Source organism: Roseibium sp. (genome assembly GCF_965229775.1).
GTDB lineage: Bacteria > Pseudomonadota > Alphaproteobacteria > Rhizobiales > Stappiaceae > Roseibium.
Genome location: NZ_OZ245929.1, coordinates 3,985,031 through 4,003,891 on the forward strand (window position 1 = coordinate 3,985,031; position 18,861 = coordinate 4,003,891).

The 18,861-nt window shown below is 54.7% G+C and carries 16 protein-coding genes; 6 read left to right on the forward strand and 10 right to left on the reverse strand.

The genetic code is table 11. The features are described 5' to 3' along the window. The first annotated feature begins 95 nt into the window (after window positions 1-95). The 4 genes from ACO07N_RS18005 to ACO07N_RS18020 all read left to right on the forward strand — a co-directional run bounded on the left by ACO07N_RS18005 (window position 96) and on the right by ACO07N_RS18020 (window position 3,873). Window positions 96-767 carry a polysaccharide deacetylase family protein gene (locus ACO07N_RS18005; protein WP_421982344.1) on the forward strand — a complete coding sequence of 224 codons (672 nt, stop codon included), beginning with the start codon at window positions 96-98 and terminating at the stop codon, window positions 765-767. 336 nt (window positions 768-1,103) lie between these two features. Continuing rightward, window positions 1,104-1,997, forward strand: coding sequence for a hypothetical protein (locus ACO07N_RS18010; RefSeq protein ID WP_421982345.1), 894 nt, complete (start codon window positions 1,104-1,106; stop codon window positions 1,995-1,997). Beyond that, complete coding sequence (locus ACO07N_RS18015) at window positions 1,994-2,749, forward strand: PHP domain-containing protein (RefSeq protein WP_421982346.1); 756 nt, start codon at window positions 1,994-1,996, stop codon at window positions 2,747-2,749. The genes ACO07N_RS18010 and ACO07N_RS18015 overlap by 4 nt, the downstream gene beginning before the upstream one ends. 14 nt (window positions 2,750-2,763) lie before the next feature. Further along, window positions 2,764-3,873, forward strand: a complete 1,110-nt coding sequence (locus tag ACO07N_RS18020; RefSeq protein ID WP_421982347.1) for a glycosyltransferase — start codon at window positions 2,764-2,766, stop codon at window positions 3,871-3,873. A 137-nt stretch (window positions 3,874-4,010) separates the two neighbouring features. Here ACO07N_RS18020 and ACO07N_RS18025 read toward each other — a convergent pair whose 3' ends face one another. Both ACO07N_RS18025 and ACO07N_RS18030 read right to left on the reverse strand, forming a co-directional pair. Beyond that, a complete protein-coding gene (locus ACO07N_RS18025) occupies window positions 4,011-4,190 on the reverse strand; it encodes a glycosyltransferase (protein WP_421982348.1) in 180 nt (59 codons plus the stop codon). Window positions 4,191-4,262: 72 nt separating this feature from the next. Further along, window positions 4,263-5,270 carry a glycosyltransferase family 4 protein gene (locus tag ACO07N_RS18030; RefSeq protein ID WP_421982349.1) on the reverse strand — a complete coding sequence of 336 codons (1,008 nt, stop codon included), beginning with the start codon at window positions 5,268-5,270 and terminating at the stop codon, window positions 4,263-4,265. A gap of 264 nt (window positions 5,271-5,534) precedes the next feature. On the opposite strand from ACO07N_RS18030, the gene xrtD reads away from it, so the two are divergent. Both xrtD and ACO07N_RS18040 read left to right on the forward strand, forming a co-directional pair. Beyond that, a complete protein-coding gene (gene xrtD, locus ACO07N_RS18035; RefSeq protein WP_421982350.1) occupies window positions 5,535-7,145 on the forward strand; it encodes a VPLPA-CTERM-specific exosortase XrtD in 1,611 nt (536 codons plus the stop codon). 283 nt (window positions 7,146-7,428) lie between these two features. After that, entirely contained in the window at window positions 7,429-8,772 is a 1,344-nt protein-coding gene (locus ACO07N_RS18040) for a nucleotide sugar dehydrogenase (protein WP_421982351.1), read from the forward strand. Window positions 8,773-8,913: 141 nt separating this feature from the next. Here the strand turns inward: ACO07N_RS18040 and ACO07N_RS18045 are convergent, their stop codons facing one another. The 8 genes from ACO07N_RS18045 to ACO07N_RS18080 all read right to left on the reverse strand — a co-directional run bounded on the left by ACO07N_RS18045 (window position 8,914) and on the right by ACO07N_RS18080 (window position 18,531). Further along, the gene (locus ACO07N_RS18045; RefSeq protein ID WP_421982352.1) at window positions 8,914-9,666 is read right to left on the reverse strand and encodes an ExeA family protein; all 753 of its coding nucleotides are present in this window, start codon (window positions 9,664-9,666) and stop codon (window positions 8,914-8,916) included. A gap of 514 nt (window positions 9,667-10,180) precedes the next feature. Continuing rightward, a complete protein-coding gene (locus ACO07N_RS18050) occupies window positions 10,181-10,882 on the reverse strand; it encodes a VPLPA-CTERM sorting domain-containing protein (protein WP_421982353.1) in 702 nt (233 codons plus the stop codon). Window positions 10,883-11,136: 254 nt separating this feature from the next. After that, window positions 11,137-11,817 carry a CpsD/CapB family tyrosine-protein kinase gene (locus ACO07N_RS18055; RefSeq protein ID WP_421982354.1) on the reverse strand — a complete coding sequence of 227 codons (681 nt, stop codon included), beginning with the start codon at window positions 11,815-11,817 and terminating at the stop codon, window positions 11,137-11,139. Between the two features lie 216 nt (window positions 11,818-12,033). Next, window positions 12,034-13,587 carry a GumC family protein gene (locus ACO07N_RS18060; protein ID WP_421982355.1) on the reverse strand — a complete coding sequence of 518 codons (1,554 nt, stop codon included), beginning with the start codon at window positions 13,585-13,587 and terminating at the stop codon, window positions 12,034-12,036. A 50-nt stretch (window positions 13,588-13,637) separates the two neighbouring features. After that, window positions 13,638-16,088 carry a tetratricopeptide repeat protein gene (locus ACO07N_RS18065; RefSeq protein ID WP_421982356.1) on the reverse strand — a complete coding sequence of 817 codons (2,451 nt, stop codon included), beginning with the start codon at window positions 16,086-16,088 and terminating at the stop codon, window positions 13,638-13,640. Window positions 16,089-16,347: 259 nt separating this feature from the next. After that, on the reverse strand, window positions 16,348-16,920 hold the full coding sequence (locus ACO07N_RS18070; protein ID WP_421982357.1) for a VPLPA-CTERM sorting domain-containing protein: 573 nt from the start codon (window positions 16,918-16,920) through the stop codon (window positions 16,348-16,350). Between the two features lie 449 nt (window positions 16,921-17,369). Beyond that, window positions 17,370-17,573, reverse strand: coding sequence for a hypothetical protein (locus ACO07N_RS18075; RefSeq protein ID WP_421982358.1), 204 nt, complete (start codon window positions 17,571-17,573; stop codon window positions 17,370-17,372). Window positions 17,574-17,874: 301 nt separating this feature from the next. Then, the gene (locus tag ACO07N_RS18080; protein WP_421982359.1) at window positions 17,875-18,531 is read right to left on the reverse strand and encodes an NADPH-dependent FMN reductase; all 657 of its coding nucleotides are present in this window, start codon (window positions 18,529-18,531) and stop codon (window positions 17,875-17,877) included. Between the last annotated feature and the right edge of the window lie 330 nt (window positions 18,532-18,861).

The window sequence follows — 18,861 nt, forward strand, 5'->3', positions numbered from 1 at the left end:
AACAATCAACACGGACGATTTGTGCAAAGCCGATCAGAACAGAATAGTTTGAGCGATATTGAAGCGCTTCCTGAAGCGTCCGGGTTTTAAGTAACATGCAAAACAGCAAACTCCGCATCATCAATTTTCATGGAATCGGAACTCCGAAGCGTCCACTGGAAGAAGGGGAGGAGCACTACTGGATCAGCGAACAGCAATACAGTGCGTTCCTCGACCTCGTTGCGCCCGTCAGGGACAGAGTGCTGATCACATTCGATGATGGCAATCTGTCCGACTTGGAAACGGGTGCCAAGGGACTGCAAGAGCGCGCTTTGACGGCGACATTCTTCCCGCTTGCCGGGCGACTGAACGAGCCCGGCGCCCTCGGCAAGGATCAGCTGCAAGAGCTCCTGAGCCTTGGACACAAGATCGGATCTCACGGATATGATCACGTCAGCTGGAAACACTTGGACGAGGGCCAGGCGAGAAAGGAATTATGGGACGCAAAAGCGCTGTTGGAAGACAGTATCGGGCAACAGATATCCGAAGCGGCAATACCTTTTGGAATGTATGGCAAGAGGACACTTCGCCAGCTCAGGTCGGCAGGGTACGAGCGCGTGTATTCAAGCGACGGCGGGTCTTTTCAAGGGTGTCCATTTCCCATCCCTCGTTGGTCCGTAAGGGCCGACACCACCGAACTGCAGGTCGCGGATTTTCTGGATGGTCAAGAGCCAGCCGCCAGTCGCGTGCGCCGCTATCTCGGCAAACTCAAAAAGCAGATCATCTAGAGCATGACAACACCAACACCCTCAAAGACGGTCCTCATGGGTTTTGCCGATGCTTTGGCCGCACCGGAAGTGTTCTTCGGGTTGTATCACAAGGGCTACAAAGTCCAGGTTTTTCAAAAGAAGGGGGCTGAAACCCCACTTTCGAAACACCTGGCTTCCGGTCCACCGCTGTACATTACGCCTCCTGAGGAAAATGCGGGAAAGGCGGTATCCGATCTTGCTGATGCGCTTCGAAGCCGGACTGACATAGACATTGTGCTCGCTCTCGATGATACCAGCCTCTGGCTTGCAAACGAGGCTCTGTCTGGGTTTGCTCAAAAAGAAAGGCGGCCTGCGTTGGCCAATGCGCAAGGCGCGCAAAGGGATATTGCGCTGGACAAGGCGTTGCAGATCGAAAAGGCGAGAGCGGCCGGACTTGACGTGCCCCCGACGATCGTGGCGCACAACAGGGAGGAAATTTTCAAAGCCAGCCAATTCCCGGCAATCGTGAAACCGGCTCTTGCAATTGCAATGGACGAAACGGGAAAGCTCAAGAAGGGTGATACCGTTTACGTTTTCGATGAATCCGATCTTGAAACCCTGCCGGAGGAAAGGGCTTTCTCCTTCCCGGTGCTCGTTCAGCCGCTCATTCACGGCACAGGCGAGGGGGTGTTCGGTTTCGCCTCCAAGGAGCGTGTCACGCATGTGTTTGGCCACCGCCGCGTTCGCATGATGAATCCGCATGGTTCCGGCGCAAGCGCCTGCTGTGCGATCGAGCCTTCACCGGAGCTTGTTGAAAAGGTCACAACCTTCATTACGTCAATCGATTGGCAGGGGCCGTTCATGGTGGAACTGTTGACGGATGACGAGGGAACCAGCTGGTTTGTTGAACTGAACGGGCGCATGTGGGGGTCAACGGCACTTTCGCGACGTTCGGGATACGACTACGCCGGCTGGGCGGTTGAACAGGCACTGGATCCGGAATTTTGCCCGAGCACGTTTCAGCCGGAGGGCGGGCCCAGGTTCGTCCGTCACTTGGGCCGTGAACTGATGCATCTGCTTTTTGTCGTCAAGGGTCCGAAAAGCAGGTTTCACGCCGAAAGGTGGCCGAACCTGCTGCGCTCGATCGCAGGCGTTTTTGCACCGCGATCGCCTTCCGGATTCTACAACTACGATGCAGCCTTTCCGTTGTTTTTTCTGCGAGACGCAGCTGCGACGGTGTCGAAGGGTATTCGGAGGCGCAAGCGGTGAAGAAATCCCTTAACGTCGTTCTTCACGCACATTCGGTATGGTCATATGACGGCCGCTGGACGCTTTCCCAGATCGCTGATTTCTTCGGGGCCAGGGGTGTCGACGCGGTTATGATGAGCGAACATGACACAGGCTTCGACCCTCAGCGTTTCGGAGAGTACCGGGACGCATGCGCTGATGCCTCCAACAGCAAGTGCACGCTCGTGCCCGGCATTGAGTATTCCTCGCCTGAAAACGATATTCACATTCTGACCTGGGGGCTCGACCGGTTTCTGGCGGAACATAGGCCCGTCATTGAAACGATCGCCAGCGTGAAAGATCTGGACGGCGTGTCGGTCTTTGCGCATCCAATTCGGCGCAATGCCTACGAAAAGTTTGACGATGCGTTTATTCCCTATCTGGACGGAATTGAAGTCTGGAACAGGAAATCAGACGGCGTCGCGCCTGGACACGAAGCAAAGAAACTGGCTGCAAGAACGGGACTTGCACCGACGGTTGGAGTCGATTTTCATCACGTCCGCCACTACTGGCCGCTGACGCATCGTGTCGAGGTCACAGGTGACGACTTGGAAAGGGAGTTGGTCAATGCCATTCGGCAGAATGAGCTGGATCCACTGATTGCCGGAAAGCGCATTCGCGACGCGCAAGACCAGATCTCAACGCCAGTTTCTAACGCACTGGAGAAGGCCAGAAAGGGTCTGAAACGCCTCAAGCCGGGCTCGAAGAAAGCCATGCCAAAAAAGCAAGGATAAGGACCGCGTTTGAAATGGCTGATGTGATTGTAAATATTTCGGGCGATTACCCGGACACTGTCCAACCCGGCAAGACAAAGGCGGTGAGCAGTCTGATCGACGCCACGCGCGATGAGTTTGTTCAAGTCGTCTACAGCATCAACAGGGTCTCGCCACCTGCATCGGACGTTGTCACGAAACTGGCGCGGCATCCGGTGCGTCCGCGGTTCGACATACGGTTCGAGCCGGAGCAAGACGGCTTGACCGCTGTCCGCTACGACGGACTCAAGGCTGGGCTTTTCATGGAAGCCGCCCTTTTGCACCTTTCAGAGCGCATTGCTGCGGACATAAGCAGCAAGGGTATAAAGCCGGATCTCATACATGGCCACAAGCTCACGCTTGAGGGCCTGATTGCGGAAAAGCTGAGTTCGTATTTCGGGTGTCCCTATGCGCTTTCCGTGCAGGTGAACACCGACCGCAAGATCCTGAAGTTTCGTCCGGATCTTCGAAGCACCTATCGACGCATCTATCAGGGGGCGGCAATTGTCTTTCCGTTTTCCGTAATGGGGCAGCGTGTGTGCGATGGTGCTCTTGGGGTGCGAAGCGGCCCGACAATCATATTGCCGTGCACGTCACCAGAGGACCGGATCATCGCTCCGCAAGTTGCCGAGCCAGTTTTGACGTCGGTTTTTCACCTTAAGGATTATCGCAACAAGAACGCGGCTGCGCTGGTGGAGGCGAGTGCTGCGCTGCAAGGCCGTCATGAAGGCTTTGCCTTTCATCTTTACGGCGGCGGACCGGAGCCGGACGAGCAGGCGATTGACGGCCTGATTGCGAAAAACGGGGCGACATCATTTGTGCGCAAGGGACCGATCGCACATCGTGACGTTCAAACAATGCTCAATGCAGCATGCGGGTTTGCAATGGTTTCGAAGCGCGAGACGTTCGGAATGGTCTTTCTTGAGGCACTTCTGGCAGGCTGCCCTGTGGTCTTCCCGAAAGACTGGGCAATCGACGGGTTCTTCGATGAAGCGTCCTTTGCGCTTGGAGCTTCTGCAAATGATTTCGGATCAATTGAAAGCGCGATGGAAAAGATGATCGTTGACCAGCGATCAATGAAGCAGGAGCTGGCGGATTGGCAGTAGAGCGGAAAACTCGCACGGTTCCAGAGGAGCAGCGTCGTTCAGACTTACACGACGGCTATTGCAGATCTGCTGGCCGTTGACCGGTAGCCGCTAAGTTTGGGCCACCGGTCAGGCGGGAAGCCGGGGCAATTACCCGATCATTGAGATACGCTCAGAGAATTCTCGATTTTCTCAGGCGCCTTCGGCTGCAGAAGCGTGCGATACGCATCTAGCATCGAGTGTTTTTCTATGTCCCAATGAAATTCCCGTTGGGCCCTGTCAGTCGCATAGGCGGCCATCTGTGCGCGGCGGTCCGGATTGGCCAGAAGATCCATCATGCCCTTCGCCAGGCTCTCAGGCGTGCATTCCGGCACAATGTGAGCGGCGTCTCCGGCGTCGATTTTTGCCTGCTACAGATCGAACTGAACGAACGGCATGCCGAGCGCCATGTATTCAAAAACCTTGTTCATCGACAGTTTGTCATTGCAGACATTCGGCGGATCGGGGATCACGCCTATGTCGCATGCCGATAGTTTTTCAAGCAGCGGCGCGCCGCTCATATAGCCGGTAAACTCAACGTGGTCGGTGAGGTTCAACTCCTGAGACATTTCTCGCAGTCTGTCATAGTCAGGACCGTCGCCGATGATGACGCAGCCGATATCGTCGCGCCCTTCGACGTTGACAATATGGTTCATCGCCTTGACCAGATACTCCACACCGTCCTGCTCGGCCATGATCCCGACATAGCCCGCCAGAAACTTGCGTCCGCGTTTTGCAGCTTCGTCCGGTTCGGTTCTTTTGAAACGTTCAATATCCGGGAAGCTTCTGACGACCCAGACTTTGTCAGCCGGCATCTTGCCGGTATGGATGGCCCGGTCTTTCAGGGTTTCGTTGGTTGCCAGGCTGCCATCTGCAAGCTTGAAAGTGCACTTTTCAAAAAATGTCAACAGGCGGTGAAAGAAGCCTTTCTTCCCGAATTTGACCTCATAAAGCTCCGGATTGATGTCGTGCTGGTCGAACAGGAATTTCTTGCCGAAAAAGAGCTTGTAAAACAGGGCGATAATGAAAATAAGGTCCGGCGGATTGCAGGCGTGGATCACATCGAATCCATGTCTCCGCAAAACCTTGATGGACAGCCGCATTTCATGGAAAAGTGCAGCGGAATATTCCGCCAGGTATCCGAGCGCTCCCGTTGCCTCCAGGGGCAGGTTGTGCCGGTAAATGTGAATACCGTCCAGCGTCTCTTCAAGTGACGTGTGTTTCTTCCCCGTCGGGCAGATCACCGATACCTCGTATCCTGCCTGACGCAGCGCGGTCGCTTCCTGCCAAACACGGCGGTCGAAAGGCACAGGCAGGTTTTCAACTATAATTAGGACCTTGCCGGCCACAGGTTGCGGTTTGCTGTTCGCTTCAGCCAACGATCCAACTCCTCAACACGAAATTTAAAAAAAACATGGCTGATATAGGGCGAATGTGATCGCGAGGTCAAACGGAACCTGACCCAACCGCAGCTGCTTTGCAAATTAAGATTAATTCGTCAAATTTTTTAGTAAAATTTGCATGATCCCCGCATATTCACCAATAATTTAGTTACAAAGTGGGCTGGGATATGAGATTTAAGAGCCTATAATTTGAGGGCGGTTCAAACGCCGCTAAGGCATCGATTTTGAACGGAAACATTCATGACTGCCGATATTCGTAGCAATAGTGCCGGTTTAGCCAATGACTATTCATCGTTGGTGATGCGCGCCATACCCTGGATCATCGTCGCGTCCGTGGGCGCGGCGGCGTTCTACTGGGACGGATTGATATCTCTGGGGGCCGCCTGGTCGCGCCCGGAATACAGTTACGGACCGCTTGTTCCGCTGATCACCCTCTACATGACGCTGCTGGAAATTCATCGTCACCCGGTGAAGCCAGATCACGGCAGCCGAGCGGTTGGCATCGCGGTTTTTGTGCTTGCTCTGTTTGTCGGCCTGATTGGCAATCTCGTTGAGATACCGGATATCATCACATACGGCTTCATTCTTTACGTTGGAGCCTTCATCTTGCTGCTCGCCGGTACACGAGAAGGATTCAGGTTCTGGCCGGGATGGCTCCATCTGATTTTCATGCTTCCGTTGCCGTCATTCATCTATCTCAAGATTTCAACGCATCTTCAGGCGCTTTCCGCCGAGATCGGCGTTGGTGTCATCCAGTTGATGGGCATTCCCGTGCTGCTCGACGGCACGGTTATCGACCTCGGTGAATACAAGCTCCTTGTGGCAGAGGCCTGCAGCGGCCTGCGTTACCTGTTCCCGCTGTTTAGCTTCGGCTGGCTGATGGCGGTGCTTTACAACGGTCCCAACTGGCATCGCGTCCTTATCTTCCTGGCCACAATTCCTGTCACGATTTTGATGAACTCGTTTCGGGTCGGCATGATCGGGGTGCTCGTCAATCACTTCGGGATCGAGCATGCGGAAGGGTTCATTCACTACTTTGAAGGCTGGGTGATTTTCATCTCCTGCACCGTGATCCTCTACCTCATTGCTTGGGTGCTTTCGCGGTTCTTCTCCTTTGGTCGCGCACGTCCGAAATACATCATTGGGATGGACTATGAAGGCGTGCTAGGCCCGCTGAAGAAGTTTCCTGCGGTGAAGGCTGGCAAGGCCTTTATCGCAGCGTCGATCGTGGCGCTGTTTGCCGGCCTTGCATGGCAGCTGACGCCGTCGCCCGCACCGGCCTCCATCGAGCGTCTTCCCCTGGGGATCTTTCCGATGCATGTGGAGAACTGGCAGGGCAGGGCGACGATCCTTGACCGGAATATTGAACGGGTCTTGGGCGCGGACGAGTATCTTCTCGCCGACTACCGGAATGAAGACTCGGACGTCAATCTTCTGATGACGTTTTACAAATCACAGACCGAAGGGTCCGGCATTCACTCACCGGAGATCTGCCTGCCCGGAGGCGGCTGGGAAGTCTCCAAGTGGGAACAGAAAACAATCAATATCGGAGCTGGAGACAACATGAAAACCATGAAGGTCAACCGGGCTGTCATTCAGCTTGGCCTTCAGCGCCAGCTCGTCTATTTCTGGTTTGAGCAGCGTGGCCGCCAGATCACCAATGACTTCGAAGCGAAATTCGTGTCCATGTGGGACACGTTCGCGGAAGGCCGTTCAGACGGTGGGTTGGTTCGCGTTGTCACGCCGATTGCACCGGGCGAAGACGTGGAGCGGGCCGACGATCGCCTGCAGACCTTCCTTGACGGCGTCGTGCCGATGCTGTCGCAGTACTTCCCGGCGATCGAAACCTAGTTTCCGGATTAACGAGAGCGGCCCGGCGTGCCGGGCCGCTCTTGCACCAGGACATTCTCCAGCAGCGAAACAACGTTTGGTGCGCGCCTCCGCAACGAAGTGCGCGCCTTGAGACCGGCCCCTGCCGGAAAGCTGCACCGCGCGCCGAACGGGCTCTTCCTGGTGGCCAGGTCGCGGCACGTCTCGGTTTTTTGATGCATGGCGCTTAAAATCGGATAAGAGGGAACGGCGGGTCGGTCGCAAGACCTGACCAAGTGATTTCCAGGACGGACGACGCCGAAAAATGAAATCTGAGACCCCGAAGCATTCCGGTTTGCTTGACAGGATCCTCGACAAAAGTGCGCGAGTTGGCGTGATCGGCCTCGGCTATGTCGGACTGCCGCTGGCCGTAACAACAGCCATTCGCGGTTACGCCGTGTCCGGCTTCGATATCGATGAGAGCAAACCGCACAAGCTGAACGCCGGCGAGAGCTATATTGCAGCCGTCTCGCACGACATGCTCAAAAGCGTACGCGACAATGGCAACGTCACGTGGACCCCAGATTTCTCCGGTCTGTCGGAGTGCGACGTCATTGTCATATGTGTCCCGACGCCTTTGACGAAGCACCGTGAACCCGACCTGACATACGTGGAACAGACGGCGCGGACGATCGCGGAGCATATGCGCGACGGCACCCTGGTGGTTCTGGAATCCACGACGTTTCCGGGAACGACAGAAGAGGTCCTGACGCCCATACTTGCCTCACGTGGGCACAATCCGGACAGCGATTTCTGGGTCGCCTTCAGCCCGGAACGCGAGGACCCGGGCAACGAGACCTACCGGACTCATTCCATTCCCAAGATAGTCGGAGCGGACTCCGAGGCATCAAGAACGCTCGCCGCAGCATTTTACGGGAATGTTGTTGACAAGGTTGTACCGGTTTCTTCGGCGAAGACCGCAGAAGCGGTCAAGATCACGGAAAACATTTTCCGCTCCGTCAACATTGCACTCGTCAATGAGCTTAAGGTCATCTACGATGCGATGGGCATCGATGTGTGGGATGTCATAGAAGGAGCCGCGACAAAACCGTTCGGATTCATGCCCTTTTACCCGGGGCCGGGTCTGGGCGGTCACTGCATCCCGATCGACCCGTTTTACCTGACCTGGAAAGCCCGCGAGTTCGGCCACGCCACGCGTTTCATTGAACTGGCCGGTGAAATCAACGTAACCATGCCCAACTTCGTCATTTCCAAATTGCGGGAAGTGCTTGATCTGCATTGTGGCAAGGGCTTGTCCACGTCCAGGATCCTTTTGGTCGGGATCAGCTACAAGAAGAACGTTCCCGACATGCGCGAAAGCCCTTCGGTCACGCTGATGGATATCTTGCTGAAAAGCGGTGCCCAGGTGGATTTTCTGGATCCCCATGTCGCGCAAATTCCCCGGATGCGGGAGTTTCCGCATCTTCTGGACAGAACCTCCGTTCGGATGGAAGATGTCTCGTCCGACACCTATGACGCGGTCCTGATTTCAACCGACCATGATGCGATTGATTACGGGCAACTGGTGGCGCTCGACATTCCGATCGTGGACACACGCAATGCGGTCGCCTCGCGTGGCCTGGCAATGAAGCGGGTGACGAAGGCCTGACAGAGGCCTTTGACAAGCGGTTTCAGAGGCAAACCGCAGCGTTCGCGGGGCATTTGGTTAAAACAGAGAGCTTTGCCGCTGTCCCTGCCGTGTAGAGCCTTCGGTGGCCGCCTCCGGCCACCATTCAGCTACACTGCCGTTCTATTGCGGAAGGGCCATGTCGGGTTGCACGGCAAATACGCCAAACCGCCGCTTGTCGTCCAGGACGCGCTTTACGATATCGGGCGTGATCTCTTCGGCTTCGGTCGCAAATCCGTAAAGAAGCGCGGTATCGCAAAGGGTGTTGATAAGGCGGGGGGTTCCCTGCGTCGCGTAATAGATCAGGTCGCAGGCGCCTGGTGTGAACAGCGACCGCTTGGCCCCTGCCACCTTAAGCCTGTGAGCGATATATCCGGCCACTTCCTGCTGTTCGAGAAATGACAGATGAAAGTCAGAGGTCACGCGTTGAACGAACTGCCTGAGGCTCGGTGCGGCCAACAGCGTTTTCAGCTCGGGCTGCCCGCTCAGTACAATCTGGAGCAGTTCGCGATTATGCGTGTTGATGTTCGACAGCATTCTCAGTTCTTCAAGGGTTTCCGAACCGAGATTTTGCGCTTCGTCAACGATCAAAACCGTCCTGCGGCCCTGGTCATATTGTTCGATCAGGAAGTCCCTGAACTGTTTGTAGAGCTTCACGTGAGAGTCGGTGTCAAAGTCCTGATCAAACGCCATCAGAACCCACTGCAGCAGCTCCCCGCTTCCGCCGGTATTCGACAGGAGCCCGACACAGATATCGCCCGGCAGCTTGCTGAGCAGATGCTGAATGAGCGTCGTTTTGCCCGCGCCTACCTCTCCAGTGATGACGGTGAAGCCGGCATGGTTGACAATGCCGTATTCCAGCATCGCAAAGGCCATGCTGTGAGGCCCCGCCCAATAAATGAAGCGTGGATCAGGTACAAGCGCAAATGGCTTCGTCAAGAGACCGTAATACGGCTCATACATCATCGACCCCGAGGTGCGTGACTGTTCAAATTCTGTTTCTTGTTGCATCGTTCACTATCGGTAAGCTTGCAACATGTCGTATCTAAATTATGAAGCTTACCTTACCGTTTCGTTTTTAGTAGATAAGTAATTTTCTCGCACACTTTCAAGATTTTACTCGGAAAATGGTAAAATCGTTATTGCACCCTTTTAGCACATCACACTTGTCCGGAGCTAGCCGATTTTTGCCTGATGTGGTTCAGAGCGCCATGTCGAAATATCAATTAAATAAGGCGAAAACGAAGCAGCTAATAATATTGATTTCAAATAAAGGCGTGAGCAAAGTAATTATGATTACATGTTTGTATAAAAAACAAATATATACATCGCTTTACTGATGGATCAGGATTGGATTTTAGTAAGCCTTGCAAAACAAGCGGTCAGCCACTCAGGATTTCTTGCGCCTGCCGGTCAAATAGAGACCTGCCAATCCGCACCCAAGCAACAAGCCGGCGGCAGGCAGGGGGACTGGTGTGACGCTCACCAGGTTCTGGCTGAACCTTGTTCCGTTTTTGTAGCCGAGCGACTCGTAATAGTTGACCTTGTATGACTGAATGACCGGTCCGCCAAGATTGTCGAGGAAGCCGTTCGCAGCATCGACTGCACCCATACTCGCCACTGTGCTGAACGTTCCGTTTTCGACATCAAGCGTGCCAGACGTCTCATTAGTTATTTCCCAAAGCGCAAGCTGGAAGCCGGCAGATTGACTGTTGTTGGTGAGATCCAGATCGCGATACGCCGTTTCAAAAAGGCTCGCAATATTGTCTTTTTGCGATTGGCTGAAGGAGAACGTGTTCGAAAATGGAGCACTGGTGATCTCGTAGAGCCCCTTCAAAGTGAGAGAGTGTGCGATATCAACGCACCATGCGATCAGGTCGATATTGTTTGTCGTATCGGTAACCCGAAAACCTCCGGCTCTGACCCGTGCATCAAGGTTCGGCGTTCCCGTATTGACAATTCTAAGCGATTCATTCCCGCCGCCCCCGAAGATGTCGCTGTAGGTTTTTTCCAGCTTAAAGGGAGCCGCCGAAGCAGCGACAGAACTGATTGTCAGGAGCCCACAGGCCGACAACATTGAAATAAGCTTCATGGCGAAGAAAACCTTAAGTACAATCGTTGATCACATATAATTTTATTCAAATTCATCTATCATGTGCGGTTCTCACGTACAAGCAAATCCCGCAATTTCTAGCGCTTGTTCTGAAATAATGGTTACCGGCGACAATGAATGCAGACTTGAACGGGGAGGTTTGTCTCACCTGACTGGCCTCATGCGGCCAAACAACAAGCCGCGCGCAACTGCGCCTCTTCGCTTTTTCTCATGGAATAGGCCGCGCATCTGACTCAGTAATAGTAGTCCTCGGCTTGCGCATCCTCGCACTTGTTGAGAACGATACCGAGAAGTTTGTCGAGTTCGCTGATTTGCAACTCGCATTCGTCGACCTCGGCTGTCGTGGTCGTTCCAGATGCAACAACAAGCAGGGACGTATCCACCCTTGGCAAGAAGCCAAGTGCGTCGTCGCTGCTTTTCATGGGCGGAAGATCGAACAGGACGATTTCCGGAGACAGTTCTCGGTCGATGTAGTCGAACAACTCAAGCATTCTCGGCGCCTGCAGCAGTTCGGACGACGCCGGTGTATGTCCGCTATTCAAGCCAAGAATGAGGTTCGGGTCGACTTGAACGAAGCAATCGCGCGCCTCGTCGGACCTTTCAAGGAGATACTGTGCGATCGACCGGTCTGGTTCGATCTTCAACGTTGGCGCGATTGACGGTCTCCTGAGATCAAGGTCGACGACAACCGTTTTCAGTCCCGGATTGCGCGACAAACTGAATGCAAGATTGAGCGTGACCATCGTCTTGCCGCACCCGGGCGTCGGTGACGTTATGGCGATCGACTTCCATTTGTTGTCGGACATTGCCTGACGGACGCGCGTGCGAAGAAGATTGAAGGCGATATGGTTTGGGTCGTCCATCGACTTTGAGACGATCCGCCTTTGCTCCAGGTGCCTCTCGTCAATTTCCACCTGACGGATTGGTTTCTCTTCTTTGGTTTTCGCGTCTTCCGCAGTCGCAGGCGTCGGTACCGGGGCCTCAACCTTTCGGAGCGGAGGGGGAGGGGCGGTTACGTCACTCGGAGCTATCGGTGCAGGTTCAAGGGCTGCACTGTCCGTAACGCCTGCCTTCTTTAGCGCACTCTTGATGTGTTCCACGCATCAACTCCGTATGTATTTGGGCCGCAGTTACGGCAACAAGAAACTTGGCAAGAATGGCTGCACTTTCGTCACCGTCCGCTCGACAAGAAGGTCGATTGGCGTGACGTAGAAGTGCACGATTGCTAGCGCTGCCACTATAGCGGCCAAAATAATCAGAAGAGTTAAAACCCTACGTGTGATTTTGCGAATGCGTTCCTTCCGCGTTGTAACGTAAGGAATGACCGCAATCGGACGCAGCTTCAGGCGACGCTCCAGATCTTTCGCAGTGCGTATGCTGTTGTCCAAGAACTCCAGCAAGAGAACCAGGGCGGCACCCACGGCGATCGCGCCGCCGCCACCGGCGGCGACGATCTGGATCCGGTTCGGCGCTGCGGGCTGTTCGGGAACCGTAGCCTGTTCCAGAACTTCGAACCGTTCAGCCTGCCGATCTTGTTCCAGCCGCTCGCCGATCTCGGCATCCGTGAGTTTCGCCTTGGTTTGCGAGTATTCGCTGCGCAAGTTTTCGTAGTCCCGAACCATCGCGGACAGTTCGACTTCTACCCCGGGGGTCTTGAAAATACTGTCTCTGAGGTCATCCGCTCTTTTTTGCAGCGCGACCTGTTGTGACTCAAGAAGTTTGACGCGCGTGCCCGGATCCGCCGTAAAGCCTTGCTGGGACATCTGCGATTTCACCGAGGCTATCTGGATCTCGGTCTGCGCGATCGATCTTTCAAGATCATCCATAGTGCGCTGGGAAACAAAGCCTTTTTCCAGCAGAGGAGCGAGCAATTCACGCCGTTCAGTAAATGCCTCGTGGTTGAGTTCCAGGGACTGAAGCTGGAAAGCAAGCCCTTGCGTGTCCGATTCCTGCGGAACCTGCTGAGTTCCATCCGACTCGTTTATCAGCCGGAGTTGCGCCGCAATGGCCTCGAGGTTAGCGTCGATCTGGGCGAGTTTCTCGCGGCGAATACCCAGGGTTTCGGGCAATGCAGACTCATTGACCCTCTTGAATTCCGCCATTTCGCTTTCTTTGGTGGCCAATTCCCCTTCAAGATCCCGCAACTGCTGCTGGAAAAACTCACCGGTTTCGGCGGCCCGGCTTAGCCTGGTCTCGATGTTTTGTGAGAGAATCGAGTTGACCAGCTGATTGGCGACGCGAGCTGCCGTCGTGGCGCTGGTATAGCGGAATGCGACGTCGAAGCCGACGACTTGTGTGCCCCTGCGCGACCGGGATACCGAAATCTGATTGATTTGGATCGCTCCGCGCATGTTTTCAACGATCACTGACGGGGAGGGTGTGACACCATCGTCCCGATACAATTCAAACTGGCTTGCAATGCTCAACAGGTTGTCACGCGCCAGCAGCCGCTGCTCGATAACCTTCAGTCTTTCGCTCGAGTCTGCGGTGACCGTCGTGAGCGCCAGCTGGCTTGGAATGCGTTGCGACTCAATGAGGATCGTTGCCTTCGCTTCGTAGCTCTTCGGCAGCAAATAGGCGACCGTTACCGCAATGCCGAACACGACAACAACGGGTATGAGAAAATACAGAAACCGTCTTTTTGCGATTGATACGATCGCACCTAGGTCAAAACTCTGTTCCATCAATCCTAAACCACATTTAATTGAACCCTCGCCGAGAGGGTGCCAACAAGCTAGTTGGACTCTGTTGCCGCTTCCGGTTTGTTGAGCTCTTCTATCGTCGCGCGGGCGAGGTCCTGGTCCTCTTGTGTCATAAGTGTCTTAAGAACCAGTGCCCTTTCGAGCGTTTCCACGGCCTCTTGCTTCTGCCCAAGCGCGGCAAGCGTCATTCCGTAGTGATACTGAGCAAGCCCCATCTGTGAAAGCTGTTGAGACGCACTCCGCAGCAGCGGCAACGCAGAGGAGTATTCCCCCCTCAGATAGTAGATCCAGCCCAGGGTGTCCTGGTATTGGGGCACCTCTGACGTTCTGAACCGTTGCGCAATGTCGAGTGCGCGATCGAGAGAAGCCTCGTCGCCGCGCCGCTCCGAAAGAAGACTGGCCAAATCGTTTGCGACGACGGTTGAGCCTGGATCGCGCTCGAACATCTCTTCGTATATGGCGATTGCATCATCAAAGCGCTCTGTTTGCTGGAACAACGTCGTGAGCATCATTCGCAGCGCAGTACTGTCGCCGTCTTTCTCGAGACCGGCGCGAATGGCTTCTTCAGCTTTATCCAAGTCTCTCGTTGAGAAGTAAAATTGTGCCAACGCCGTATTGCCGGACGCGTTGCTTTCGCTTGAGGCGGCCTGTTTGAAAACCTCTTCTGCCTTGGCGTTGTCGCCACTTGCCATATGGACGGCACCGAGCAGCACGCGCGCTTCGACATCATCGGGGTTTTCGTCAAGGACAGTGTTCAGTCTCTCCTTTGCAAGATCGTGCTTCCCGGATCCTACATAGGCACGAACAAGATCCGACAGCAGCGCACGGTTTTCTCGCTCGGACTCTCCCATTGAGTTCTTCAGAAACTCCAGGCTTTCGTCATGCTTGTCCTGTCCTCCGAGCGCCGCGGCCGTGATCCGGTCTGCAAAGCCTGCAGAATCGCTATCGTCGGTTTTGCGAAGTGCGTCCGCGATCTCCTGGGCACCGACGAAGTCACGTTTCGCCAGCTTCTGCTGAGCGAGCAACGCGAGGACCTCACGGTTTGTCGGGTTTTGTGCCCGGATGGCTTCCAGGACACGCTCGGCCTGTTCTGCTCTGCCATGGCTCAACAGGTATCGAACCATAGGCAGACCGGTTTCTGCCGACTGATTGTCCAATGCGAAGGCTTTTGCGAATTCTTCTTCCGCAAGCACCGAAGCGCCGTTCCGTTCATGCGCATTGGCAAGCATCACGCGCAATCGCGCGTCGTCTGGCGCTTCGTTCAGCGCAAGCAGAATATCATCTGCTGCGCCGGCGCTGTCGTTGTTCGAAAGCTTGATGGAGGCGCGCATCCGGAGTGCTTCGACGTTCTTCTTGTCCGTATCGAGGATTTCGGTCACATACCCTTCGGCCTGCTCAATGTCGGCTGTTTCGATGAGCATAGCTGCCAGGATCAGCCGCGCCTGGTTTTCCTGTTCGGTTTCTTCCGCCTCGGCCAAGACCGATTTCATGAAATCGATCGCTTCCGATCGTTCATCCGTGGTGAACTTCAATTGCGCGAGTGCAGCCTGAAGCGGGAAGGGGTCCGCGTCGCTCTGCTTGCGGGCCTCAATCATTCGTTCCAGTTCGGTTCGTGCCGTCTCTAAGCCACTTCTCGAAGCAAGAAATGCCACCAAACGCAACTGCGCGTCGGTGTCTTCGGGCCTGTCTTCGGCGACTTGACGCATGACCCTCTCGGCATCTTCGTGCCGATCCTTGCTCTGGTACCACTGCGCCCAGGCGACCGCAAATTGCGGCGAGTCAGGGAACTGTTCAACCATGTGGGCAAGTTGGGCCTCAATGCTCTCGTCGTCACCCAGGTTGTCCAGGACGGACAGCCGCAGGACCTGCATGCCGACATTGTTACGGCTGCTTTCTGGCGCCTTGTCGAGATACGCGAGCGCACCTTCGAAATCCTGCGAGGCGATCCGCGACGACGCGAGGACGACGAAGGCGTCTTCAAGCTCCGGATTGGTTTTCAGAGCTTGTTCGGCAAGGCGCTCTGCTTCTTCAGGGTTGTTGGCTCTGAGCGCATATGTGGCGTTGGCGACCAGGACTTCCGGTTCATCGCCTCCAAGTTCGCTGGCCTGATCAAGGAATTTTCGTGCTTGCTCGGTCTGGTTGGCTGTCAGGAGCATGTACGCCAGCTTCAGGCGCACCGGAACATGGTCACTGGCCTGTTCGGCGACCGCATTGTAAATCCGGAAGGCAGCTTGATGGTTGCCCTGCCGTTCCTGGATTTCGCCAAACGCAAACAGAGCGTCAACGTGATCCGACTTAAGCTTGAAGGCATTCCGGAATTCGAGGCCAGCCTTTGTAAGTTCGCCTTCTTCAACCAGTTCCAGGCCACGTTGGTAATGTGCCTCTGCTCGTTCTTCAGACGAACTGCAAGCAGCCAGAAACAATACACCCACAGACAACACAAAACCTGTCGCCATTTGCCTCAAACGGGGCGCGGTGGTCATCAAGCCAACTCCTGCAATATTTCAACTAAATTATGCCCTTAAGATAAGGGCATACTCGTTAAAGTTCGAGTAACCAATTTGTAAAAAGTGACTCAGGGTTAAAGCATGTCCCTGCTTGTCTATGTCGTCAAAATTTCAGTGTCTTTATCATCAAACAAATTAAAAGGGGGATCAACCCTTCGGTGTGATCCCCCAATTCCGGTTTGTCTCCGGCGACAAGGCCTCAATTGGATTGAGGCCTCACGCGCTTGGATTAGCTTTAGGCGGCTGCGGCAAGCTTCTTGCGGCGGCGAGCAGCTGCGCCCATGCCGACAAGTGCGCCACCGAGCAGCAACACGGATGCCGGAAGCGGAACGTTGGTCGTCGAAGACGAGAAGGAAGCAGTAGCGCCGAGCGTGTTCGCCGTCAGCGAAAACAGTCCTTGGGTGTCTTCAAAACCAGCGGCCGACAAAGTGCCTACAGCGAAGAGTGTGCCAAGTGCACCTGAAGTCGTGAGCTGGGTGAAGGTGTTCAGAATAACGTTCGTGATCTCGAAAGAGAAGCCGCCTACGGACCATACTGTCTGCGTGAACGGAGCAGAAAGGTCAGTCATGATGACGTTCGTGTTTCCAACGAGGCCAGCGAATGCGCCTGTGCCCTGCTCGACTTCGCCGTTGCCGTCGAAGGCAACTCCAGACAGCGTACCAGGAGTTACGCCACTTTCAGTGATGCTTGAAATACCACCGGTGATATCGATCGAGCCGGTGATCGGAGCAGCAATGGCAGCACCTGCCATCCCGATGCTCACAACGGCCGCAATTGCCGCCGTCTTTACACTCTTAAATACGTTCATTTATACGACCTTTCCAGTTTAAAAAGCGCCTTTCGCTGCAACGCAGCAAACCTCATATACCGCATTAACACAACGTAAACCAAAAATTATCTGCAAAGTCAATCGTGTTTTTTCAGTTTGTAGAAGGGTTTGAATGGAGAATTTCCCGCTTGATCCGGGCGTTCAGGGCGCTGTCAGTGTTAAAAAAATGAAAATTAACCATTGTAAAATTTTCATAAAAATTTAGCGGGATTTGGAACCGGCGCCTGTGACAAGTGGTTTTTGGGCGATGAATCCCCGAATTTGGTGCTCCGCCACCTTGCGATGATGAAGGATAAGGCGTCTCTGGCTGCGCCGATTTCGCACTGCACCCTTGCTGTCTGCTTTTTCCGGATTCCTGCCGCGGCAACAATCGCCTGTTCCAGCGTTAAGGGCGAAGCCGCGCGGCGAACTTCGTCGAATTCATTCTCTCAGGGATGCCGCTGTCGCGTCATGGCCACGGTCAGCGACAGGATCAGTATCGTCAGCGGCCAGAAGACCGCAGCCAGCAATGCACTGAGAATGCGGATCGTGCGCACCCGCCCGGTTTCCACCAGTTCCGTCGCGCTGATCGTGAAGAAGGCAAACGCCACGCTGAAATAGATCAGCAATCCTGCGCCAATGAGCAATGACATTTTTAAAATACCTTGGTTGCCTGAACGAGTGTCGCACCCGTACACACACGTTTAGGTTAACAGACTATTGCTGTCCGAAAAACTCCAAAATGAAATTTTGCCTGCACATCACGCCGATATGACTGGTCGCGAGAGGGGGCTACACGATGTCCGCATTGGTCCGCTTCGGCCATCGCGCCCCGATAACCAGGGCAGATGTCGAACGACATGCCTTTGAAAACCAGGTGCGAAAAGTAGGTTTCGGCAGCGATGGGAAATCGGTGGACATCTGGACGTCCGTGAAGTGCCGCGGTGCGAGGCTTCAATAACCCGGAGCGTTTCTCTGCGATGGTGCCTTGGTGAATGCCGCAGGTATCTCGGCGGTCCCATGAGCGCGCTGCCGGGCAGCAGCTTCCGCCCACCAGAGAAGCTGCTGCATGGTGCGGTCGATATAACCATCCCAGCGCTCGGTTTCGGTTTCCTCAAGATAGTTCCCCGATTCGCCGAAAACCTCTTGTGCCTTGGGCACATGGACCATCGCTGAGACTGGGAGACATCCAAGTTCCGCGAGGTAGGTCCGCATGTTGACCGCAGCTCTTGCACCGCCCCATTGTCCTGCAGAGTAGGTCACGATCGCGCTCGGTTTGTAGGAAAACAGAGAACTGCCGAAGTGATTCAGCAGGTGTGCAAGTGCAGGAGACATGGAATGATTGTATTCCGGGCTCACCATGACGTAGCCCTGTGCAGATGCGATTTTCCCGGCAAGCTCTTCAAGTTCTTGCGGTGCTCTACCGCCCGCATATGAGAAATGCGGTTTGAACGGGCTGGGCAGGTTGATGGCGAGCGGGTCCACGAATTCAAAATCCGCGTCATTTGCTTCAAGCCGGACTGCGCAGGCCCTAGCAACCCTTTCGCCCAACCGGGGCGGGTGCGGTGGTGTGCTTTGTCTTTCCGAACCGATGAATACCAGAAATGTCATGACATCCTAACCTGTTGTGCGCGTCCACTGACCATAGAAGCAGGATATGACGAATTGAATTGGATCGAGGTTTGTTGGGCATCCGAATTGGGAAAATAATGTGTTAACAACGTAATACCTTTGCAATGCCTTTGACGCCGGAAGGACGCTGCGAAGCGCGGAAAATGCGGGTTCAGATCGCGCAATTGCTGAAAATGCGAGCTATTTCCCAAAGGGAAAACTTAACAGTCGACAAATGGTATTAAATAGGTATTATATTTCCAATGACCGACGGGGGGCTTGCCCGTTGCCTGAACTGAAAAGAGCGTGAAGGTGAGGCTTGGCGCTGGG